This window comes from Chitinophaga sp. CCNWYY40 (assembly GCF_037483205.1).
In the GTDB taxonomy this organism is placed as follows: domain Bacteria; phylum Bacteroidota; class Bacteroidia; order Chitinophagales; family Chitinophagaceae; genus Chitinophaga; species Chitinophaga ginsengisegetis.
Genome location: NZ_JBBHLF010000005.1, coordinates 377,195 through 395,943 on the forward strand (window position 1 = coordinate 377,195; position 18,749 = coordinate 395,943).

An 18,749-nucleotide genomic window follows, 5' to 3' on the forward strand; every position below is an offset into this window, starting at 1 on the left:
GCATGCGTTTTACTTCTTTCGGCATATCTATCGCTTACGCAGTGTTTAATTACGGTCTCTGATCCACAGGGAGCGGGCGTTTTATACCCATTCATTTCCAATATTTTTTTCTTACTTTCTAAATTCAGTAATTATGCCTTGGTTATTCCTTGTCATTGGCGGGCTGTTTGAAATAGGCTTTACTATTTCATTAAAGTATTCCGAAAATTTTTCCAGGTTGTGGCCTTCCGTCAGCTTTGCGGTGTGTATCTGTCTGAGCTTTTTCTTCTTGAATAAAGCCATTAATGGCGGTCTTCCTATAGGTACCTCTTATGCAGTATGGACGGGCATTGGCGCGGCCGGTACTGCTATTGCCGGTATGATCTTTTTTAAAGAACCTGCCGCTATGTTGCGTATCTTTTTCCTGATGTTACTAATAGGATCTATTGTAGGGTTGAAGTTTGTTTCGGGACACGAATAAAATAAAAAAGCGCAGAGCGGTTAATCGTTTTGCGCTTTTTTACTTTTGAAGATGGCAATGCCATAAGCCAGTATGCAGGCCAATATTGCAGGAAGAGCCACATTGATATCATGGGTCATTTCCAGCAGTAATATAATAGCCGTTAACACTGCACGGGTTGTACCCGCCAGCATGGCGCCCATGCCCACTACTACCACTACTCCGGCGTTGATCATTAAAGAAGGAAAAGCCATTTGCAGCGGTGCGCCAATCAACAACCCCATAGCGCCTCCTATGACCAGCAATGGAATAATGCCGCTGCCGGTTTTATTGGCGCCCGAAAAGAAAAGCCAGGCGATCCATTTCAGAAAGGCCAGTGCAAAAAGGATGGCTAACGTAACATGTGCCTCCAGCAGGTCACGGATATAACCTTCGCCGGCACCCAGTATCCGCGGGGAAATATAGCCGATGATACCTGTCAGCAATGCTGCCAATAAAAGATACCATGTATTGTATTTAGTTAGTTTTCCGAACCATTTCTCAACAAGACGATACAATACTATACTTAGTCTCGCCCATAACCCCACCAGTAAAGCTACTATCATATAACCTGCTACTGCTTTTGCATTCATAGCCGGCAGGGGGGTGAAGCTCAGTACAGGGCTGGTACCACGATACAGATAACTCCCTGCAGCAGCGGTGGCGGCCGCCGCTGCAACCGGTAATATATTGCCAGGCGTCCATTCCGCCAGAAACACTTCCAGGGCGAGGAATACCGCCGCCACCGGTGCGCCAAAGAGACTGCCTAAAGTGCTGCACACGCCGGCTGTAAAAAGGATCCGGCATTCGTCGTTTGTACAACGGAATAGTTTACCGATCCAAGCTCCTAAGCCTCCGTTAAATAACATCGCGGCATTTTCTATCCCCAGCGGATTACCGGCGCCAATTGCCACGGTTAATCCCATTGCGCGAAGCAGGGGAGAGGTATAACGGGCAATGGCAACGAGTAACAGTGCGCCTGCTACCGGAATACCAATGATCCACCATCCCTGTTCTGTATTTTCAATACCGGTGGAAGCGGTACTCATTTCTCCATAATAAGCCAGTGAAGTAACTGCATGGATGATAACGCTAATGGCCCATGCGGCAACAGTGCCTGCTGCCGCCGCCAGTATGGCTGCAACGGAAAGATACAACGTGCGCGATGCCCGTTTGCCGGGTACATCCGCAGGTATATGTACAGCTGCCGCTACCGGCGGCCAACCGTTTTTTGTTATTGCGTATAGCTTATTAATCATGAAAGGATATTATCAACCAGATTATCAAAGCTATATAGTTCATTGTAGAATCACAAATAATTTTTTAATAATATATTTAATAGCTAACGTATAGGAATATACGTCATTATATTATTGTTTTAGTTAGGTAACCTTATTATATTTGTAATAACCAATCCGTGAAGGAAACCAAAATTTAAACTGTATGAATGACGCTATGCATCAAGGCACAGCTGGCGCTGATAACCCCCAACCCTCACTGGATGCGCAAACACTGGTCAGACTAAAAAGGATGTTGTTGTTTACCCATGAGGACGAGCAATACCTGGTGATGGCAGGAAACATCCTGGCCCCACATACAGAAGACATTCTGACCAGCTGGTATGATACCATTTTAAAGAATAACTATCTCGCTACCTATTTCACCAGGGATGGCGCTCCCGATATGCAATACCTGCTATCGCTCCGCCCGCAATTCCGTAAATGGATAGCTGATTTATGCAGCCGCCAGGAAGGAAACCCGTGGTGGCAGTTTGAAGAACGGATTGCGGCACAGCTGCAACTCAGGCCCGCGGCGGAGCATGATATGGACCCGTTGCCCATGATATACTTACGCTACCTGTCTTCTTTTATATATCCTGTTTCAGAAGCCGGCAGACCCTATTTAAGCAAACACGGGCACTCTGCCACGGAGGTAGAGCGCATGCAGCAGGCATGGTTCAAAGCAATTAGTTTTAGTGTATTGTTATGGGTATACCCTCAACCCCGACAACTCCCTTTTTAGTATAACCATTTACGTTAGCATCAAAAGTATTCCAATGCAAGTTGCTGTCTTCGACACTTATGTTAAGAAAAAAGATGGAGGATATCTGCATTTCGACATCATAGTTACAAAGGAGACCTCATTTGATGATGTACTGATTTATGGGAATACTTATCTCCAATCCAAAAGGGGGGAGGGGTTAATTGTTTCCCGGAAAGACTGCCGTTTTTGTCATATCACCGAAATTATACCCCGCTGGGAAACCCATATCCGGCAAAAAGGGTATTATATCCATGAATTGGAGGGATGTCACTAAAAAAAGCCGGATTCACGCAGGAATGTCACTAATATGCTATTTCACGCCATATATTTATATTGTACCTTGCCACATTAACTATAAGGACAGCAAGAATATATGGGGAAAGTTTCCACATTCAGCCCTGCACAGCAGGCAGAAAACACACCTAGTAAAGTAGTGGCCTCCCTGGAGCGATTATCAGAAGCCTTCCGCGTATTATTATGGCAGGAAGCAACTCAGTATGGACTTAGTCCCATACAAATCCAGGTACTTACCTTTTTACTGCACTACCCGGAAGAAAAACGTACTGTAACAACATTGGCATCGTACTTCAACATGACCAAAGCCACCATCAGCGATGCAGTAAAATCACTGGAACAGAAGAACTACCTGACGCGTAAGGCAAGCCCTACAGACACCCGCAGCCACACCTTACACCTGGTAAAAGAGGGAAAGGCAGTTGCCAGGAAAGTAGAGCAATTTGCGGATCCTTTACAGGCAACGGTAGCACAACTGCCATTGAAAGATCAGGCCGGACTGCTGGAACAGCTGATGCAGCTGATTTACCAGCTTAATCAACAGGAAATTATTTCCACGCAGCCCATGTGCTTTAACTGTGAGCATCTCAACGAAAAGAAAGGTTATCACTGTAACAAACTGAAGATCTCTTTGAACAACGGTGGCTTAAGAATGGAATGTCCCGTTTTTCAGCTCCGCGAAGAGTAGCTGCTATTTATTGAATACGGGGCAACTGGCAGGTCATTTCATTATCACCGGCCACAAACCCGAACTGTTCATATAATAAACGGCCTTCTTTACTGGTATGTAAGCTCACCTTTCCGGTATTACGCTCTCTGGCTTCGTCGAGGATCTTTTGCATCAACGTTTTTGCAATACCCTTCCGGCGGAAGGCAGGAAGCGTGTATACGTTCAGAATATAGGCCACTTTGCCTTCGAGGTTGTGGTACAGTGGAGGCTGGTTGTAAAAAACGATGCCTGCGCTGGCCACTACCTCGCCTTCTGCGTCAGCAAACCAGTTTACAAAATTATCTTTAGAGAGATGTTCTGTTAAGTAGACCCTGAGCTGATCCTTCAACACGGCATCCTGGGAGTTATCAGACTTAGGGTAAATTTCTTTCAGAAACTGCAGCCGCAAATGCACTAACTGCGGGATATCCGTTATATCCGCCTTTCTGTAGGTAATCATAGTTATTTTGGGTTATACGAAAATTGTCAGGCTTCTTTATTACTTCTCCACCACCGGAAAGCCAGGAAACCAATAATGGCCAGGGGCGTTAAAGCCAGCATCAGAATACCATTGTTCAAACCTTTTGCCGGGCCTTCGCCCAGCTGCTGAGCCGTTTTTGTACACAGGGAACATTGCGCCATTACTGATCCGCTCATCACCGTCAAAAACACTGTCAGTAAAAACAAACCTGTCTTCTTCATAGTATTATTGTTTGATCTCACAAAATTAGGCTATCTGTCTTAAAAAAATCTCCTTAATTCTATCAATGGTAATAAGGGGAAATCATAATATAAACAATCACACCCGTTACCGCTACATAAAACCAGATAGGCCATGTAATACGGGCAATTTTGCGGTGGCGTGGAATATCATTCTGAAATCCGCGTAGCAGCGTGAAAAGCACCAACGGCACTATAATGGCGGCCAGTACAATATGTGTCAGTAACAGGAAGTAGTAAATATAACGGATGCCGCCCAGCATTGCTTTTTCGCCGGCATCCAGGATACCGTTATGATCCAGGTCGCCAAAACGGGTTTCTGTAGCCAGTGCATGGTACGTAACATACGAAAGCAGGAACACTGCTGACAAACCCACTGCAATTAAATTGGTGATCTTATGGGCTTTTACATGTCCGTTCTTTATAAAATACAAGCTGGCCAGTAGTAAAACAGCGGTACTGGTATTGAGGATGGCATGGAACAGCGGCAGTATCCTGATATCAAAACCAGGATGCATTTCCGGCTTGGGCAACACAAACAATAACGCAACCAGCGCGGGTATAGCTATCGACACGATGGTAATAGGCGTATTGAGATTTCTGTTCTTGAATTCCATATCCACTAAAATGTAAAAGGTGAATAAAGAAAGGTGAACAACCTTTCCTTATTCACCTTTCCTTTATAATTATTTTTATTACTTCTCCCCGGAGAACAGTTTTTTGAGGAAGGCCGCAAAACCCGGTCGGTGTCTGTCTTTTGCCAGATGCAATATGGCGATATCGCCTGCGCATCTTTTTACATCATTGGAATCAAGACCGTTATAATATCCACGGATATTCCTGTTTTTGTCGATTAATACCAGCTTCTCGGTATGTATAAAGTCGTCCGGACCGCCATCTCCCTGTGTTACAGAAACAAAGAAATCATTTCTGGCGAGGTCATAGATCTCCTTTTTACTACCTGTGAGCAGCCACCAGTTGTCGGGATTGATCTGGTAGTCGTATGCATACTTACGCAGCTTATCTACCGTATCCCTTTCCGGGTCTACTGAAAAGGAGAGGATCTGCAGCAAAGAATCGTTCTTTACGTAGGCGCTCTGTACCTTTTTCAGGTTTTTTGTTAATGTAGGACAGATACTTGGGCAGGAGGTGAAAAAGAAATCAACCAGTAACACTTTTCCTTCCATGTCTTTCAAACTCACCTGTTCACCAAGTTGGTTGGTCAGTTTAAAATCCCTGATCTTATGAAAAACGGTATCGTACGAAACTTTACCATTTTCTGAGATCGTATCTACTCTTTCCGGGATGAAGTATCCGGGTACAGGCACCACATTTTTTCCATAGTGATCTACAATGAGATAACCCAAAAGCGGCACCAGTATAGCCAACGACACTCCTAATAAAGCCCTGCGAGAGATGATCCTGATAGTTTATGATGAAATTAATAATGATGTCCTTCTTTTGCAGGAGCCTTTGGCGTTTCAATTGGAGTACCTGGTTTCAGGTCTTTCCGCATGTTTTTCCAGGAATCACCTTCGTACAGGAATGCAATGATAAACCATACAAATAACAGTAACGGAATCAATATGGTAAGGATCAGGTTTTTGATTTCGTGACCCAGGTGCATGAATTCAGCAACGATATAGAAGGCTTTCACTACGGTGAGGCCAACGAAGATCGCATTCAGGAATACCCTGCTTGGGAAACCTGTTTCCAGATGTAAAAAGGCCAGACCTACTTCCACCATTGTGATACACAACAGGATCCAGAACGTTCTCCAGATTGTTTTGGTAGATGAATCGACATGTGCAGCTTCATGCCCAGCCTCAGTATGTGTATGCTCCATTACTATTTAAATTAAATAAATTCTAAAAATCAGATTCCAAATAATCAACAACAAACCTTGTACTATTCTGCTTGCCTTTGGCTCAGAGCAGGTAGAAACAGGTGAATACGAATACCCAAACCAGATCTACAAAGTGCCAGTATAAACCTACTTTTTCTACCATTTCGTAGTGACCTCTGTGCTCATAAGTACCTTTCAGTACGTTGGCCAGGATAACGATATTCAGGATCACACCGGAAGTTACGTGTAAACCGTGGAAACCGGTAATGGTAAAGAAGAAGTTGGTAAAGTTGGTAGATGCCAGTGTACCGTCAACGTTCAGGAAAGGATTACGACCCCACCATGCGCCTTCGTGATACAGATGTGTCCATTCCCATGCCTGACAGCTCAGGAACGCGATACCACCAACGATGGTCCAGAGCATCCATTTGGCCACTGCTTTTTTATCTCTCATGTGACCGGCATGTACCGCCAGTACCATGGTTACAGAACTCATGATGAGAATGAAGGTCATCAAACTCACAAATACCAACGGCAAGTTGGCATGGCCCATGCCAGGGAAGGAGCGGAACACCTCATTCGGATCAGGCCAGGATGGGCTGGAAAACCGGATGGTACCATATGAAATCAACAATGCGCCGAATGTGAACGCATCTGACATCAGGAAGTACCACATCATCAACTTACCATAGCTCACATTAAAGGGAGAATATCCTCCGGCCCACCATTTTTTCTTCGCTGTAACTGCTGTATCCATTGTTTGTTTTATAAAATTTTACAAAGTTTATCTGGCGATACTTAAAAAAATTAACAGGTAAATCCACAGTACGTCCACGAAATGCCAGTATGTTGCGGCTACTTCAATGGGAACTGCGCTATAGGTCCGTACACGGGTTCTGTAAGCCCTGCCAAACATAATGAGCAGTGCTACTACACCACCCAAAACGTGCAGCATGTGCACTCCTACGATAACATAAATAAAAGAAGCGGAAACTGGCCCGTTGAGGGGTAGTCCTACCGACTTCAATTGTGAAAATCCTATCCACTGGCAGGCTGCAAACGCCACACCCAAAAATGCTGTAAGGGTGATCAGTTGCTTGTAACGCTGCATATTCCTTTCCCTGAACTGCTTTAAAGCCAGGTGTATAGTTAAGCTGCTGGTTAAAATTACGGCAGTGGATATCCAGAAAATGTGCGGCAGTTCAAATGCCAGCCAGTTTGCCTGGGATCTTTTAACAATATAAGCACTCGTAAACCCGATAAACATCATGGTAATACTACCCATGGCGATCCATAAGGAATATTTATGCGGATGTATTTTCTTACGTTGTTCTAATGTCATAGTATCCATCACTCCTCTTTTCATTTTACGCTTTGTCCAGCAGTTGTACCAGCTGAACAATTGTCAGATAAATATAAGATCCGAACATGAGCTTTCTTGCTGCAGGAACATCATTCTTTCTGTACAGGTTAATGGCCCTGTAAAGGAAGAAAATACCCGCCAGAATGGCCACTATCGCAGAAATGCTTCCAGTGATCTTCAGGAGGTACGGTGCTACGCCGGCTGGGATCAGCAACAACGTGTACATAGCAGCCTGTATGGCGGTGTACTTGTTGGGCTCTCCGCTGCCCGGCAGCATTTTGAAGCCTGCCCTGGTATAGTCTTTATACGCAATCCAGGCAATTGCCCAGAAATGCGGAAACTGCCACAGGAACTGGATAGCAAACAACGACCAGCCACCTTCGCTCAGGTTGTTGGCGCCGGCTGCCCAACCGATCAGGGGAGGCATGGCACCTGGAATAGCCCCTACCAGTACGGCAAGAGAATTCCATTTTTTCCAGGGTGTGTACACAAAACCGTATAACACCAAAGACACTCCGCTCAATGCAGCACTCAACCAGTTAAAGCAGTACCCCATTACCAGGAGACCCGCAATACCCGTTATCACAGCCAGGGCAATCGCCTCGTTGTCGTGCATACGCCCGGAAGGCAATGGACGAACAGCGGTGCGCGCCATCAGTTTATCTGTATTCTTCTCCCAGATCTGGTTAATGGTATTGGCTGATCCGGAAACCAGCAAACCACCTGCAAATAATAAAAGAACTTTTACTAAGTTAAACTCCACGCCGGGCACCAGCAGGTAACCAACCACAGATGAAAATACCACCATAAAGGTGAGATTAAACTTCATTAGCTGAGAGTAATCTTTCACCTTGCTTGCTACCGCATATGATGACGACAATTTTATGGAGTTTTCTTGCAACATTTTTTTTCTAGCCACATTCCGGGTTTAAGTCCGGAACAAATTTACAAACATCACAGTGAACAAAATCCCGGAAGGAAGATTTTTCATGCGAAAGGTATCTTCCTGCCGGAATTCCGAACTATATTTTAGTGCGCTGATTCATTAGGTCCGATAGGCTCAGTTTGCGGAATGAAATCTCTTCCATCCTTGCTATAGTCATAAGCCCAGCGATATACTTCCGGAATTTCACCAGGCCAGTTACCGTGACCGGCATGGATAGGTGTAGTCCATTCCAGGGTAGTTGCATTCCACGGATTCTGAGTGGTCAGCTTTCTACCTTTAAAAATGCTGTAGAAGAAGTTGAACACAAACAGCAGCTGTACCGCAAATACGAGGATTACCACGATGGTGATGAACTCGTTCAGGCCACCAAACTGTTTGAAGGAAGCCCAGCCGGATACATCATAGTACCTTCTTGGCATACCCGCCATACCTTCGTAGTGCATAGGCCAGAAGATCAGGTAAGCGCCGATCATGGTTACCCAGAAGTGGATATAACCAATGGTCTGGTTCATGAAACGGCCATACATTTTAGGGAACCAGTGGTAGATACCGGCAAACATACCAAAGAACGCAGATACACCCATTACAATATGGAAGTGGGCGATCACAAACATGGTATCATGCAGGTGAATATCGATAGAAGAGTTACCTAACCAGATACCTGTTAAACCACCGGAGATGAAAGTGCTCACAAAACCGATAGAGAACAGGGAAGCAGGCGTAAAGTTGATATTACCCTTCCAGATAGTAGTGATCCAGTTAAATACCTTGATGGCAGATGGTACCGCAATCAATAAGGTTAAGAGTACGAAGAATGCACCCAGGAACGGATTCAAACCTGTTACGAACATATGGTGCGCCCAAACCAGGAAGGCCAGGATACAGATTGCGAACAGGGAACCGATCATCGCCAGGTAACCAAAGATAGGCTTGCGGGAACTTACCGCCAGTACTTCAGAAACCATACCCATCGCAGGGAGGATGATGATATATACCTCAGGGTGACCTAAGAACCAGAATAAATGTTGATAGAGAATAGCGCTACCACCTTCATTTGCCAGTGCTTTACCGGCGATAAAGATATCAGACAGGTAGAAGCTGGTACCAGCGTGACGATCCATGAGCAGCAGGATGAAACCTGACAGCAATACAGGGAAAGACAATACGCCCAATACGGCAGTGAAGAAGAATGACCAGATAGTCAAAGGCATTTTGGTCATCGCCATACCTTTGGTACGCATATTCAATAAGGTAGAGATATAGTTCAAACCACCGAGCAGCTGCGAAACAACGAACAGCGCCATGCTGGTTAACCAAAGATCCACACCTATTTTAGAACCGATAGAAGCGTCTCCCAGTGCACTCAGCGGCGGATACATTGTCCAACCTCCGGAAGCAGGGCCTGTTTGAACAAACAGGGAAGCCATCATTACCAGGCTGGCCAAAAAGAAGAACCAGTAGCTCAAACAGTTCATAAAAGGGGAGGCCATATCACGTGCACCTACCTGCAAAGGAATCAGCAGGTTGGAGAAGGTACCGCTCAAGCCGGCCGTTAATACAAAGAATACCAGGATGGTACCGTGCATTGTTACCAATGCATAGTAAGCTTCCGCTGTAATGCGGCCACCTTTAGCCCAATGACCCAGGATGCTTTCCAGCCAGGGGAAAGTGGCATCAGGAAAACCAAGTTGCAAACGGAACAGTACAGAGAAGAAAGCACCAATGATAGCCCAAACGATACCAGTAATCAGGAATTGTTTGGCGATCATTTTGTGATCCATGCTGAACACATATTTCGAAATGAAACTGTCTTCATGGTGGTGCTCATGATCATGATGATCATGCGCTCCGTGCATTACCTCCTGTTGACTGTGCAATGTTGCTTCGTTACTCATAATCGGTTCGGTTTATTATAAACTAACGCCCGGGAAGTATCGTCGTTTGTCAGTTTGTCTTTATTGTTTTTAATTGTACTCCGTCAAAAATTCTTCTACGCAAAATTACAGCTTACTGAATATTGGCAGCTACTGCTTTTTGTGTGCTATCTGCTTTCGCTTCGCCGGCAGGCGCAGCCGGAGCTGCAGTGTCAGCGTGTGTCAGGCTATACGTTGATTTCTGGGAAGCTACCCATTTATCATATTCTTCCTGAGTTTCCACAACTATCACGCCTCTCATGGAGTAGTGACCGCTACCACACATCTGATCGCAGGAAATTTCAAATGTAAAGTCCGGGTTACCGGTTTTTTCCTTCATCTGTTTGGTAGTGAACTTAGGAGTAAACCACAGGGTGGTAGGGATACCGGGAACCGCATCCATTTTCATGCGGAAGTGAGGTAAACCCACATCATGGATTACGTCGCGGGAACCGATGATGAACTTTACCGGTTTACCAACTACGAGGTGCAGTTCGGTAGGCATAAAGTCATCCTTGTTCAAAGGATCGTTCCAGTCCAGACCCAGTTCATTACCGGCGGAAGGATCGATGTTTTTAATATCACGACGACCCAGTGCGCCATCCTTACCAGGATAACGGAAGATCCAGTTAAACTGTTTACCGGTTACTTCTACCACAGCAGCGTCTTTTGGCGCTTCTGAAGTGAGCTGGAACCAGTGTTTCAAACCGAAAGCCACCAGTATGGTTAAGGCGATAGCCGGGATAACGGTCCAGATAACTTCCAGTTTATTATTATGCGGAAAGTAAAATGCTTTACGGCCTTCTTTCTCCTGGTACTTAAATGCAAACCAGAATAAAGCAATTTGGGTAATCACGAACACCACACCAGTGATGGCAAGTGTTACATAAATAAGGGTATCAACGCCTTCTCCCTGTTCTGATGCAGATTCGCCCAGGATTTTGCCTTTCAGCAAATCGTTACACCAGTACACTCCTATAAGCCCCAGCACCAGGAATGCAATCAGCAGGAAACCATTTATACGGTTGCTTTGCTCGCGCGCTTTCTTTTCTCCCTTCAATATGGACACATATTCGCTCGCCTTCGCAATCTGGAAGATGACTATGAATATGAGAACAACAACTAAGACTGCTAAAAATCCTGACATTGCTATATGAAATAATTAAGTTATCTAATGCTTTTCTTTTGCCTAATCTCCTTGATCACCCAATCAGGTGTGGTGAATGATACTTTCTTTCAGGTAAGGATGATTCTTCGGAACCAGTGCAGCTTTAGTCAGCTGGTTAGATACCAGGAAGATGATCAGTCCTACGAAACCAAGTCCGAGTCCGAATTCATACCAAGGGAATACCAGGGTTTTAACGGTGCCTGGATAAACCATTTGCCAGAAATCCAGCCAGTGACCGAAGATGATCACGATAGCGATGAAAACAATGGCAGTATAGTTACGTTTGGTGTCCCTTTTCATCAGGAACAACAACGGAGTAACAAAGTTGATCAGGAGGTTCAGGAAGAAGATTGGTCTCCACTGGCCCCAAACACGCGGCTGGAAGTATTCAGTTTCTTCCGGCATGTTGGCGTACCAGATCAGCATGTACTGGGAGAACCAGAGGTAAGTCCAGAAGATGCTGAATGCAAACATGAATTTACCCAGATCGTGCAGGTGTTCTTCAGTTACATAAGTGAGATAACCGTGTTTTTTCAGATATACTACGAACAGTGCTATCAGCGACAGACCGGATACCCAGGTGCTGGCGAAAGTGTACCAGCTGTACATGGTAGAGAACCAGTGTGCATCGATACTCATTAACCAAACCCATGGCGTGGTAGATCCAACGCTCAGGGTAAATACTACCAGGAAGCCACCGCATACAACGGTATTTCTCCAGAGTAATTTACGGCCTGTTTCAGGACGCAGATCCCATCCATCTTCTTCGATAGACATTCTGCGGAGCTTCAGGGTAAAGAAGATCCAGAGGCCCAGTGTCAGGATAGTTGCTACGGTAAAGAATCCTTTGTTCAGGAAAGCAGATTTCCAGGTCAGGATCTTATCCTCTGCCACGTGGTGTGCGTTTACCCAGTGGTAGATATCCTCTTTTCCACCAAAAACAAGGATCATTACAATCACAAATAAAATGGCGGACAAAACGGGAACGGCCATTGAAATAGCTTCAGGTACACGGCGGAAAGCAATCTGCCAGCCACCATGTGCCAGGGTAGTAGCAGCTATAAAGAAGGTGCTCGCCAATGTAATCAGCAAAAAGAAGCTGCTGTTTTGCAACAGACCGGCCCAAAACCGTGTCGCGTTCTCACCTTGAAACGCAATTAATCCGATCAATAACGTCAGCAAGCCCACGCCCATTAACACGAAGCTGGTCTTTTTTAATCTTGCCGGTACTACAAATTGGTCTTTCATTACTGTATATTAAAATACTTGATTGAAATTCAGTTTAACTCATTTATTTAGCTGCAGTGCTATCGTTAGCAGGAGCGGCAGACGGGGCGGCAGCACCTGGCTGTTTACTCTTGATATAAGCAGCAATCTTCCAGCGCTGGTCTCTGTCGAGCTGGCTCGCATAGCTACCCATCATGTTATAACCATAAGTCATTACATGGAACAGGCGGCCTTCTGTGTAACCGGATTTTGCACCGGCAACCAGGTTGGCAGGAGCTGCAGGATAAGGTCCATCTCCACCTTTGTACAGCGGACCATTACCATCTAATGCAGTACCATGACAGATACCACAGTAGATATTAAATAAACGTTCGCCTTCTTTAAGATCAGACGGCGTAATAGTTAATGGATTTTTCACCAGATTAGCCAGTGCCGTATCTGATTCTTTCAGATGGTATGGCAAAAGTTCTCCTCTTTTTACTGTTCCTTCCACTGGCTTCAGGCCTGACAAACGAGCACTGTAAAATTCATACGCACGGGATTCATACATGTCTGGCATATAAATCCTGCCGGGCTTTCTGTTATGCTCCCCCCTGTTACAGGCTGCCAGGAAAGCTCCAGTTGCCAATGCGGCTACAATCAATATGTTGGAAGTCCTTTTCATCAGAAATTATTTATCTAGCTTTCATTAGTTCTTGCTTGCTCAAATCCTAATGTCGCAACGGTATGTTTTAGCTGTTATTTTAATTAAGCGTTTGCGGTCTGAATCTTACGGAGATAAGGCTCATCATCCTTATCGTACCTTCCGAACCACCATCCTGCTTCAGCCTTCTGCTCATTGATATCCTGCGCACCTGCAGCAGCGAGGAAGCTCTTTACTTCTTCCGCATTGGTTTTCTCTGTCAGCTCTATTACCATCACAAACTTATCGTCTGTTTGTCTTGGATGGAAGATGTGTTTCTTCACACCCGGCATTAACTGGCACAGATAACAGAAAGTCATCACCATACCTACCGCCGCAAATAATACGGTCAGCTCAAAGGTGATCGGAATAAAAGCAGGCAGCGGGAAATGTGGTTTACCACCAATGTTCAGCGGCCAGTCTACATTAAATACCCAACTCATGAAGGATAATGCTGTAGTAGTACCAGTGATACCATATATGAAACCGGCTGTGTGCAGACTGGTTTCTCTTAAACCCATTGCATGATCGAGGCCGTGAACAGGAAAAGGAGTGTATACATCGTGCAATTTGTATCCTGCAGTGCGTACTTTCTTTACTGCCGGAAACAACACTGCCTCATCGTCAAACAAGCCTACAACAAATTTTTTAACAGCCATATATTTAAAAATTCAAATTCCAGGTAATTAGTTCTCTTAATTCGTCTTTTAGTGTGCATGTGCCACGTCGTGCGCAAATTTCTCAGCACTCTCTTCTTCGTAAACTTCCATTTTCTCTTTGTAGTTCTCACCGGAAGTTTTCAGGACAGCCTTGATTTCAGCTACCGCAATTACCGGGAAGTATTTAGCAAACAGGAAGAAGCAGGTGAAGAACAAACCGAAAGTACCCATGTAGAAACCTACTTCAGGCCAGGACGGACGATAGTAAGCCCAGCTGGATGGCAGGTAATCGCGGTACAGTGAAGTACAGATGATTACAAAACGCTCAAACCACATACCGATGTTCACAATGATAGACATTACGAAAGTCACCATTACATTTCTTCTCATTTTGCGGAACCAGAACACCTGCGGAGTGATTACGTTACAGGTCATCATGATCCAGTAAGACCAACCCAGCGGACCGGCAGCACGGTATTTGAAGAAAGTGGCGAACTCGTAAGGGTTAGCGCCGTACCATGCCATGAATAACTCAGTCAGGTAAGCACAACCTACTACGGAACCCGTTAACACAATTACCTTGTTCATGGCTTCCATGTGACCCAGGGTAATATATTCTTCGAGATGTAATACTTTACGGGTAATGATCAGCAACGTTTGTACCATCGCAAATCCGGAGAAGATCGCACCCGCTACGAAGTAGGGAGGGAAGATGGTAGTGTGCCAACCGGGAATTACAGAAGTCGCAAAGTCAAAAGATACGATCGTGTGTACAGACAGTACCAGTGGAGTGGATAAACCTGCCAGTACCAGCGACAGCGCTTCATGACGTTGCCAGTGTTTGGTAGAACCGGTCCAGCCAAAAGCAGCTACACCATATAATAACTTGCGTAATTTAGTCTTAGCCCTGTCACGAACGGTAGCGAAATCCGGAAGTAAACCAGAGTACCAGAACAGGAGGGATACGGTAAAGTAAGTAGAGATCGCAAATACGTCCCAGAGAAGCGGAGAGTTAAAGTTAACCCATACCGGACCGCGGGTATTTGGATAAGGCAGAATGAAAAACGCCATCCATACACGACCCATGTGAATGATCGGGAACTGACCGGCGCACATTACCGCGAAGATCGTCATCGCTTCCGCCGCACGGTTCACCCCTGTACGCCAACCCTGGCGGAACAGGAGGAGGATCGCGGAAATCAGGGTACCGGCGTGACCAATACCTACCCACCATACGAAGTTGGTAATGTCCCAACCCCAACCGATGGTTTTATTCAGATTCCATACTCCTACACCGAAATAGATCTGCCAGAACACGGAAAAGGCACCAAAGCCCAACAGTGTCAGGGAGATGAAAAAGCCTACATACCACAGTTTTCCAGGCTTCCCTTCAATGGGACTAATGATATCTTCCGTTACCTGGTGATAATCCTTAACCCCGTCTACCAAAGGTTCTCTCAGTGTGGATTCGTATTTTAAATGCATATTCTATAAGCTTTTAGCTGCTAGCTTCTAGCTACTAGCCCTTGTCTTTTGTTATGATCTCAGATTCTGTTCTTTCTGTCTTTTTCTTAACGATTACCGGTTAAGATCATTACGCGTGGTGCGCTTCTTCCTTGTGAGCAGACTCTTTTTCTGCTTTAGGAGCGGCATCCTTGTTTCTGATCTTCGCCAGGTAGCTGATAGATGGCAGTACGTGTGTTTCTTCCAACACATAGTACATCCTGTCTACCTGCTGCTCGTTACGAATCTTATAGATTTCGCTGTTCTTGTCGTTGATGTTACCAAATACGATCGCATCAGCGCCACAAGCTTGCTGGCAGGCGGTTTTAGCGGCTCCATCTTTCAATGGGTGACCAGCTTTCTTCGCATCCAGTTTCGCTTCCTGTAAACGTTGTACGCAGAAAGAACATTTTTCCATCACACCACGGCTACGAACCACTACATCCGGGTTCAGTACCATGCGGGTCAGGTTATCGTTCATATCAGCCACATCGTACAGGTTGTTTTCAAAGCTGTCAGCACCATTCCAGTCTCTCCAGTTCAGGCGACGTACTTTGTAAGGACAGTTGTTAGCGCAGTAACGGGTACCGATGCAACGGTTGTAAGCCATCTGGTTAATACCTTCAGAGCTGTGGTTGGTTGCTCCAACCGGACAAACGTTTTCGCAAGGTGCGTTATCGCAATGCTGACACAGCATCGGCTGGAACACTACTTCCGGATTTTCTTCATCACCGCTGAAGTAACGGTCGATGCGGATCCAGTGCATTTCATGTGCTTTCGCCACTTCTTCTTTACCTACAACAGAAACGTTGTTCTCTGCCTGGCAGGCAATTGTACAGGCACCGCAACCAAAACAGGTGTTCAGGTCGATAGACATGCCCCATTTGATACCAGGGTAGCTGTAGTTAGGATAGAGGGTAGCATCCTTACGGAAGTCAGGACCAAATTTCTTCAGTTCCAGTCTGTCTTCGTTTACCTCTTTAGGGTTCTTGATGAACTCTTCCAGGGTAGTTTCTTTAACGATCGGACGACCTTCGTAACTATTATGTGTTTGTGTTAAAGCAACAATTTCTTTCTGACCGGTAGCTTCTACAGATGCGTCAGTAGTGAAGTAGTCAAAGTTCTGACCGTTGAAGCTAACAAAAGGATAAACATTTTTACCGATACCGGCAGCAGCTCTTCCTACGTTATTACCACGGCCGTAACCTACTGCGATAGCGATTACTTCAGGGTGCATACCCGGAACAATCAGCAGCGGCAGTTCGATTTCTTTACCGTTGGATTTAACTTTCAGTACTTTCTTCTCTGCATTGATTTCGTAATCATCACCTAACTGGGTAGAGAAAGTTTTAGCCAGTTTGTTGGAGATACAGGCGTAGTTACCCCAGGTAGAACGGGTAATCGGGTCAGGCATTTCCTGTAACCACGGGTTGTTGGCAGATCTGCCGGTACCGATAGCTACTTTTTCATACAGCACCAGCTCCAGTTTACCACCTTTCTTAGCGCTGCTGATTTTGGATGCAGCACCGGCAATATCACCGGCAAATGCAGCACCACCTAATGCAGGAGCAGTAGCTGGTTCAACAATACCATCCTGTAATGCTTTATCCCATGCTTCCTGTCCGCCCAGTTTGCTGATCCACTCATTTTTCAGGTAGTCAGCCCAGGTAGTGGTAGTGTTACCAGACCAGGTGAGGAGCGTATCCTGTATAGCGCGTGTTTTAAACAGCGGCAGGATAGTAGGCTGAGCGAAGCTATAGTAACCTGCTCTTCCTTCAGCGTCATTCCATGATTCCAGGAAGTGATGATCAGGAGCTACATATTTACACAGTTCAGTTGTTTCGTCGTTTCTGTCGTTGAAGGATACCGCGATCTTCACTTTCTTCAGACCTTCTGCGAATTTCTGGGATTCGAAGTAGTCGTAAGCAGGGTTAGCGCCATAAACCAGTACAGCACCGATGCTGCCTGCGTTCATATCGCTTACCAGTTTGGTCATATCGCTGTCGATACCCTGACGGTAGTTGGAAGGAGAAGCGAAGTCGATGGTAGTACCATTGGCGCCAACGATGTTGTTGATGGCGTTTACAATGATCTGTACGTTTACATCGTTAGAACCGCTTACTACCAGTGCTTTACCAGCGTTTGCTTTCAGTGATTCTGCCGCTTTCTTGATACCATCTGCTACACGTTTGTCAGCAATAGCCGGAGCGGTTACGCTGCCGCCAACTGCTGCCAGCAGTGCCAGTGCTACTGCACCGGTTTCAGAAGGTTTGTGTGTATATCTTTCGTCCGCATTTGCACCGGTAAGGCTCATATGGCTTTCGAACGCGAAAAGTTTGGACATTTCGGGTTTCTGTGCATTGATCTTACGGGTAGAAGCAAATTGGCGGGCATATTCAACCGGGTTCAGCCAGGTTCCGATAAAGTCTGCTCCTAAACTCACTATCGCTTTGGCATTTTCAAAGTGGTAGGAAGGAACAACTCTTTTACCGTAAGAGGCTTCGTTTGCCTGCAGCATACCTGAGTAGGAAACTGCATCGTATACTACGTGGCGGGAGTTTGGATATTTTGCCAGGAACTCGCCGATCACTTTTTTAGTAGTGGGGCTGAGTAAAGTGGCGCTTAATAAAACAACAGGAGCACCGCCTAATCCGGCCAGTGCTGCACCTATTTGTTTATCCAGTTCTGCCCAGGTTGTTTCCGTACCACCGATAGATGGGAAACGAAGACGGGCAGTATCATACAGGCTTAATACAGCGCCCTGTACTTTGGCGGATGTAGCGCCCTGTGTGATAGCTGATAAAGTATTCCCTTCCAGTTTGATGGGACGACCTTCGCGGGTTTTCACCACAACCGGTACATATTCGCCATCAATGGCATAAGAAGAAGCATAATAATTGGCTACACCCGGGGTGATCTCTTCCGGTTTGTTTACATACGGAATCGCTTTCTTAACCGGTGTTTCACAGCTGGCAGCAATAGCGGCAGCAGCGGTGGTGAACCCCAGATATTTCAGAAAATCCCTGCGGGGGGTAGTAGCATTCAACAGGCCTTCACTCTCGAACGGAAGTTCTTCACTGAATTCGTTCTTCACAATTTCCTGATGCGCATCGGTATTGTGCAACTCCTCCAAGCCTTTCCAATACTTTTTTTGCTCCATGTTATATTAACGAGTTACGTTTATAAATTTTGATATCT

The 18,749-nt window shown here is 45.6% G+C and carries 20 protein-coding genes; 4 read left to right on the forward strand and 16 right to left on the reverse strand.

The genetic code is table 11. The features are described 5' to 3' along the window. Positions 1-133 precede the first annotated feature (133 nt). Positions 134-460 (forward strand): DMT family transporter, encoded by a 327-nt coding sequence (locus tag V7S65_RS20570; protein ID WP_079471732.1) that lies wholly within the window; start codon positions 134-136, stop codon positions 458-460. A gap of 20 nt (positions 461-480) precedes the next feature. Here the strand turns inward: V7S65_RS20570 and V7S65_RS20575 are convergent, their stop codons facing one another. Next, positions 481-1,737: a chloride channel protein gene (locus V7S65_RS20575; RefSeq protein ID WP_336387769.1), complete on the reverse strand. Its 1,257-nt coding sequence runs from the start codon at positions 1,735-1,737 to the stop codon at positions 481-483. A 184-nt stretch (positions 1,738-1,921) separates the two neighbouring features. Between V7S65_RS20575 and V7S65_RS20580 the strand changes: the two genes are divergently transcribed. From V7S65_RS20580 to V7S65_RS20590, 3 genes are all read left to right on the forward strand, one after another. After that, positions 1,922-2,500, forward strand: a complete 579-nt coding sequence (locus V7S65_RS20580; RefSeq protein WP_111577087.1) for a protoglobin domain-containing protein — start codon at positions 1,922-1,924, stop codon at positions 2,498-2,500. Between the two features lie 34 nt (positions 2,501-2,534). After that, a complete protein-coding gene (locus V7S65_RS20585) occupies positions 2,535-2,795 on the forward strand; it encodes a DUF2024 family protein (RefSeq protein WP_079471729.1) in 261 nt (86 codons plus the stop codon). A gap of 99 nt (positions 2,796-2,894) precedes the next feature. Further along, positions 2,895-3,503 carry a MarR family winged helix-turn-helix transcriptional regulator gene (locus tag V7S65_RS20590; RefSeq protein ID WP_079471728.1) on the forward strand — a complete coding sequence of 203 codons (609 nt, stop codon included), beginning with the start codon at positions 2,895-2,897 and terminating at the stop codon, positions 3,501-3,503. A 7-nt stretch (positions 3,504-3,510) separates the two neighbouring features. Here the strand turns inward: V7S65_RS20590 and V7S65_RS20595 are convergent, their stop codons facing one another. The 15 genes from V7S65_RS20595 to V7S65_RS20665 form a co-directional block, all read right to left on the reverse strand. Then, on the reverse strand, positions 3,511-3,984 hold the full coding sequence (locus V7S65_RS20595; RefSeq protein WP_079471727.1) for a GNAT family N-acetyltransferase: 474 nt from the start codon (positions 3,982-3,984) through the stop codon (positions 3,511-3,513). A gap of 26 nt (positions 3,985-4,010) precedes the next feature. After that, entirely contained in the window at positions 4,011-4,226 is a 216-nt protein-coding gene (locus tag V7S65_RS20600; protein WP_079471726.1) for a hypothetical protein, read from the reverse strand. 62 nt (positions 4,227-4,288) lie between these two features. Further along, the gene (locus V7S65_RS20605) at positions 4,289-4,861 is read right to left on the reverse strand and encodes a DUF420 domain-containing protein (protein ID WP_079471725.1); all 573 of its coding nucleotides are present in this window, start codon (positions 4,859-4,861) and stop codon (positions 4,289-4,291) included. Between the two features lie 78 nt (positions 4,862-4,939). Continuing rightward, entirely contained in the window at positions 4,940-5,632 is a 693-nt protein-coding gene (locus V7S65_RS20610; RefSeq protein WP_168771264.1) for an SCO family protein, read from the reverse strand. A gap of 53 nt (positions 5,633-5,685) precedes the next feature. Next, the gene (locus tag V7S65_RS20615) at positions 5,686-6,090 is read right to left on the reverse strand and encodes a cytochrome C oxidase subunit IV family protein (RefSeq protein WP_079471723.1); all 405 of its coding nucleotides are present in this window, start codon (positions 6,088-6,090) and stop codon (positions 5,686-5,688) included. A gap of 82 nt (positions 6,091-6,172) precedes the next feature. Beyond that, entirely contained in the window at positions 6,173-6,847 is a 675-nt protein-coding gene (locus V7S65_RS20620; RefSeq protein ID WP_079471722.1) for a cytochrome c oxidase subunit 3, read from the reverse strand. A 27-nt stretch (positions 6,848-6,874) separates the two neighbouring features. Then, on the reverse strand, positions 6,875-7,456 hold the full coding sequence (locus tag V7S65_RS20625; RefSeq protein ID WP_227024432.1) for a cytochrome c oxidase subunit 3: 582 nt from the start codon (positions 7,454-7,456) through the stop codon (positions 6,875-6,877). A 1-nt stretch (position 7,457) separates the two neighbouring features. Continuing rightward, on the reverse strand, positions 7,458-8,357 hold the full coding sequence (gene cyoE, locus V7S65_RS20630; protein ID WP_111577089.1) for a heme o synthase: 900 nt from the start codon (positions 8,355-8,357) through the stop codon (positions 7,458-7,460). Positions 8,358-8,482: 125 nt separating this feature from the next. Then, a complete protein-coding gene (locus V7S65_RS20635) occupies positions 8,483-10,294 on the reverse strand; it encodes a cytochrome c oxidase subunit I (RefSeq protein ID WP_079471719.1) in 1,812 nt (603 codons plus the stop codon). 112 nt (positions 10,295-10,406) lie between these two features. Then, the gene (locus V7S65_RS20640) at positions 10,407-11,459 is read right to left on the reverse strand and encodes a cytochrome c oxidase subunit II (RefSeq protein WP_079471718.1); all 1,053 of its coding nucleotides are present in this window, start codon (positions 11,457-11,459) and stop codon (positions 10,407-10,409) included. A gap of 63 nt (positions 11,460-11,522) precedes the next feature. Next, positions 11,523-12,728 (reverse strand): quinol:cytochrome C oxidoreductase, encoded by a 1,206-nt coding sequence (locus V7S65_RS20645; protein ID WP_079471717.1) that lies wholly within the window; start codon positions 12,726-12,728, stop codon positions 11,523-11,525. Between the two features lie 43 nt (positions 12,729-12,771). Then, positions 12,772-13,371 carry a c-type cytochrome gene (locus V7S65_RS20650; RefSeq protein WP_079471716.1) on the reverse strand — a complete coding sequence of 200 codons (600 nt, stop codon included), beginning with the start codon at positions 13,369-13,371 and terminating at the stop codon, positions 12,772-12,774. 83 nt (positions 13,372-13,454) lie between these two features. Further along, positions 13,455-14,048: a DUF3341 domain-containing protein gene (locus V7S65_RS20655; RefSeq protein WP_079471715.1), complete on the reverse strand. Its 594-nt coding sequence runs from the start codon at positions 14,046-14,048 to the stop codon at positions 13,455-13,457. Positions 14,049-14,096: 48 nt separating this feature from the next. Further along, positions 14,097-15,533 (reverse strand): NrfD/PsrC family molybdoenzyme membrane anchor subunit, encoded by a 1,437-nt coding sequence (nrfD, locus tag V7S65_RS20660; protein ID WP_079471714.1) that lies wholly within the window; start codon positions 15,531-15,533, stop codon positions 14,097-14,099. 109 nt (positions 15,534-15,642) lie between these two features. Next, positions 15,643-18,711: a TAT-variant-translocated molybdopterin oxidoreductase gene (locus V7S65_RS20665; RefSeq protein WP_079471713.1), complete on the reverse strand. Its 3,069-nt coding sequence runs from the start codon at positions 18,709-18,711 to the stop codon at positions 15,643-15,645. Between the last annotated feature and the right edge of the window lie 38 nt (positions 18,712-18,749).

What these genes read in the sequence shown, in the direction of transcription:
- V7S65_RS20665 (WP_079471713.1), bottom strand. Translation starts at nt 18,711, where the DNA reads ATGGAGCAAAAAAAGTATTGGAAAGGCTTGGAGGAGTTGCACAATACC.
- cyoE (WP_111577089.1), bottom strand. Translation starts at nt 8,357, where the DNA reads ATGTTGCAAGAAAACTCCATAAAATTGTCGTCATCATATGCGGTAGCA.
- V7S65_RS20570 (WP_079471732.1), top strand. Translation starts at nt 134, where the DNA reads ATGCCTTGGTTATTCCTTGTCATTGGCGGGCTGTTTGAAATAGGCTTT.
- V7S65_RS20600 (WP_079471726.1), bottom strand. Translation starts at nt 4,226, where the DNA reads ATGAAGAAGACAGGTTTGTTTTTACTGACAGTGTTTTTGACGGTGATG.
- V7S65_RS20595 (WP_079471727.1), bottom strand. Translation starts at nt 3,984, where the DNA reads ATGATTACCTACAGAAAGGCGGATATAACGGATATCCCGCAGTTAGTG.
- V7S65_RS20590 (WP_079471728.1), top strand. Translation starts at nt 2,895, where the DNA reads ATGGGGAAAGTTTCCACATTCAGCCCTGCACAGCAGGCAGAAAACACA.
- V7S65_RS20605 (WP_079471725.1), bottom strand. Translation starts at nt 4,861, where the DNA reads ATGGAATTCAAGAACAGAAATCTCAATACGCCTATTACCATCGTGTCG.
- V7S65_RS20625 (WP_227024432.1), bottom strand. Translation starts at nt 7,456, where the DNA reads ATGAAAAGAGGAGTGATGGATACTATGACATTAGAACAACGTAAGAAA.
- V7S65_RS20620 (WP_079471722.1), bottom strand. Translation starts at nt 6,847, where the DNA reads ATGGATACAGCAGTTACAGCGAAGAAAAAATGGTGGGCCGGAGGATAT.
- V7S65_RS20580 (WP_111577087.1), top strand. Translation starts at nt 1,922, where the DNA reads ATGAATGACGCTATGCATCAAGGCACAGCTGGCGCTGATAACCCCCAA.
- nrfD (WP_079471714.1), bottom strand. Translation starts at nt 15,533, where the DNA reads ATGCATTTAAAATACGAATCCACACTGAGAGAACCTTTGGTAGACGGG.
- V7S65_RS20640 (WP_079471718.1), bottom strand. Translation starts at nt 11,459, where the DNA reads ATGTCAGGATTTTTAGCAGTCTTAGTTGTTGTTCTCATATTCATAGTC.
- V7S65_RS20615 (WP_079471723.1), bottom strand. Translation starts at nt 6,090, where the DNA reads ATGGAGCATACACATACTGAGGCTGGGCATGAAGCTGCACATGTCGAT.
- V7S65_RS20650 (WP_079471716.1), bottom strand. Translation starts at nt 13,371, where the DNA reads ATGAAAAGGACTTCCAACATATTGATTGTAGCCGCATTGGCAACTGGA.
- V7S65_RS20655 (WP_079471715.1), bottom strand. Translation starts at nt 14,048, where the DNA reads ATGGCTGTTAAAAAATTTGTTGTAGGCTTGTTTGACGATGAGGCAGTG.
- V7S65_RS20575 (WP_336387769.1), bottom strand. Translation starts at nt 1,737, where the DNA reads ATGATTAATAAGCTATACGCAATAACAAAAAACGGTTGGCCGCCGGTA.
- V7S65_RS20645 (WP_079471717.1), bottom strand. Translation starts at nt 12,728, where the DNA reads ATGAAAGACCAATTTGTAGTACCGGCAAGATTAAAAAAGACCAGCTTC.
- V7S65_RS20635 (WP_079471719.1), bottom strand. Translation starts at nt 10,294, where the DNA reads ATGAGTAACGAAGCAACATTGCACAGTCAACAGGAGGTAATGCACGGA.
- V7S65_RS20585 (WP_079471729.1), top strand. Translation starts at nt 2,535, where the DNA reads ATGCAAGTTGCTGTCTTCGACACTTATGTTAAGAAAAAAGATGGAGGA.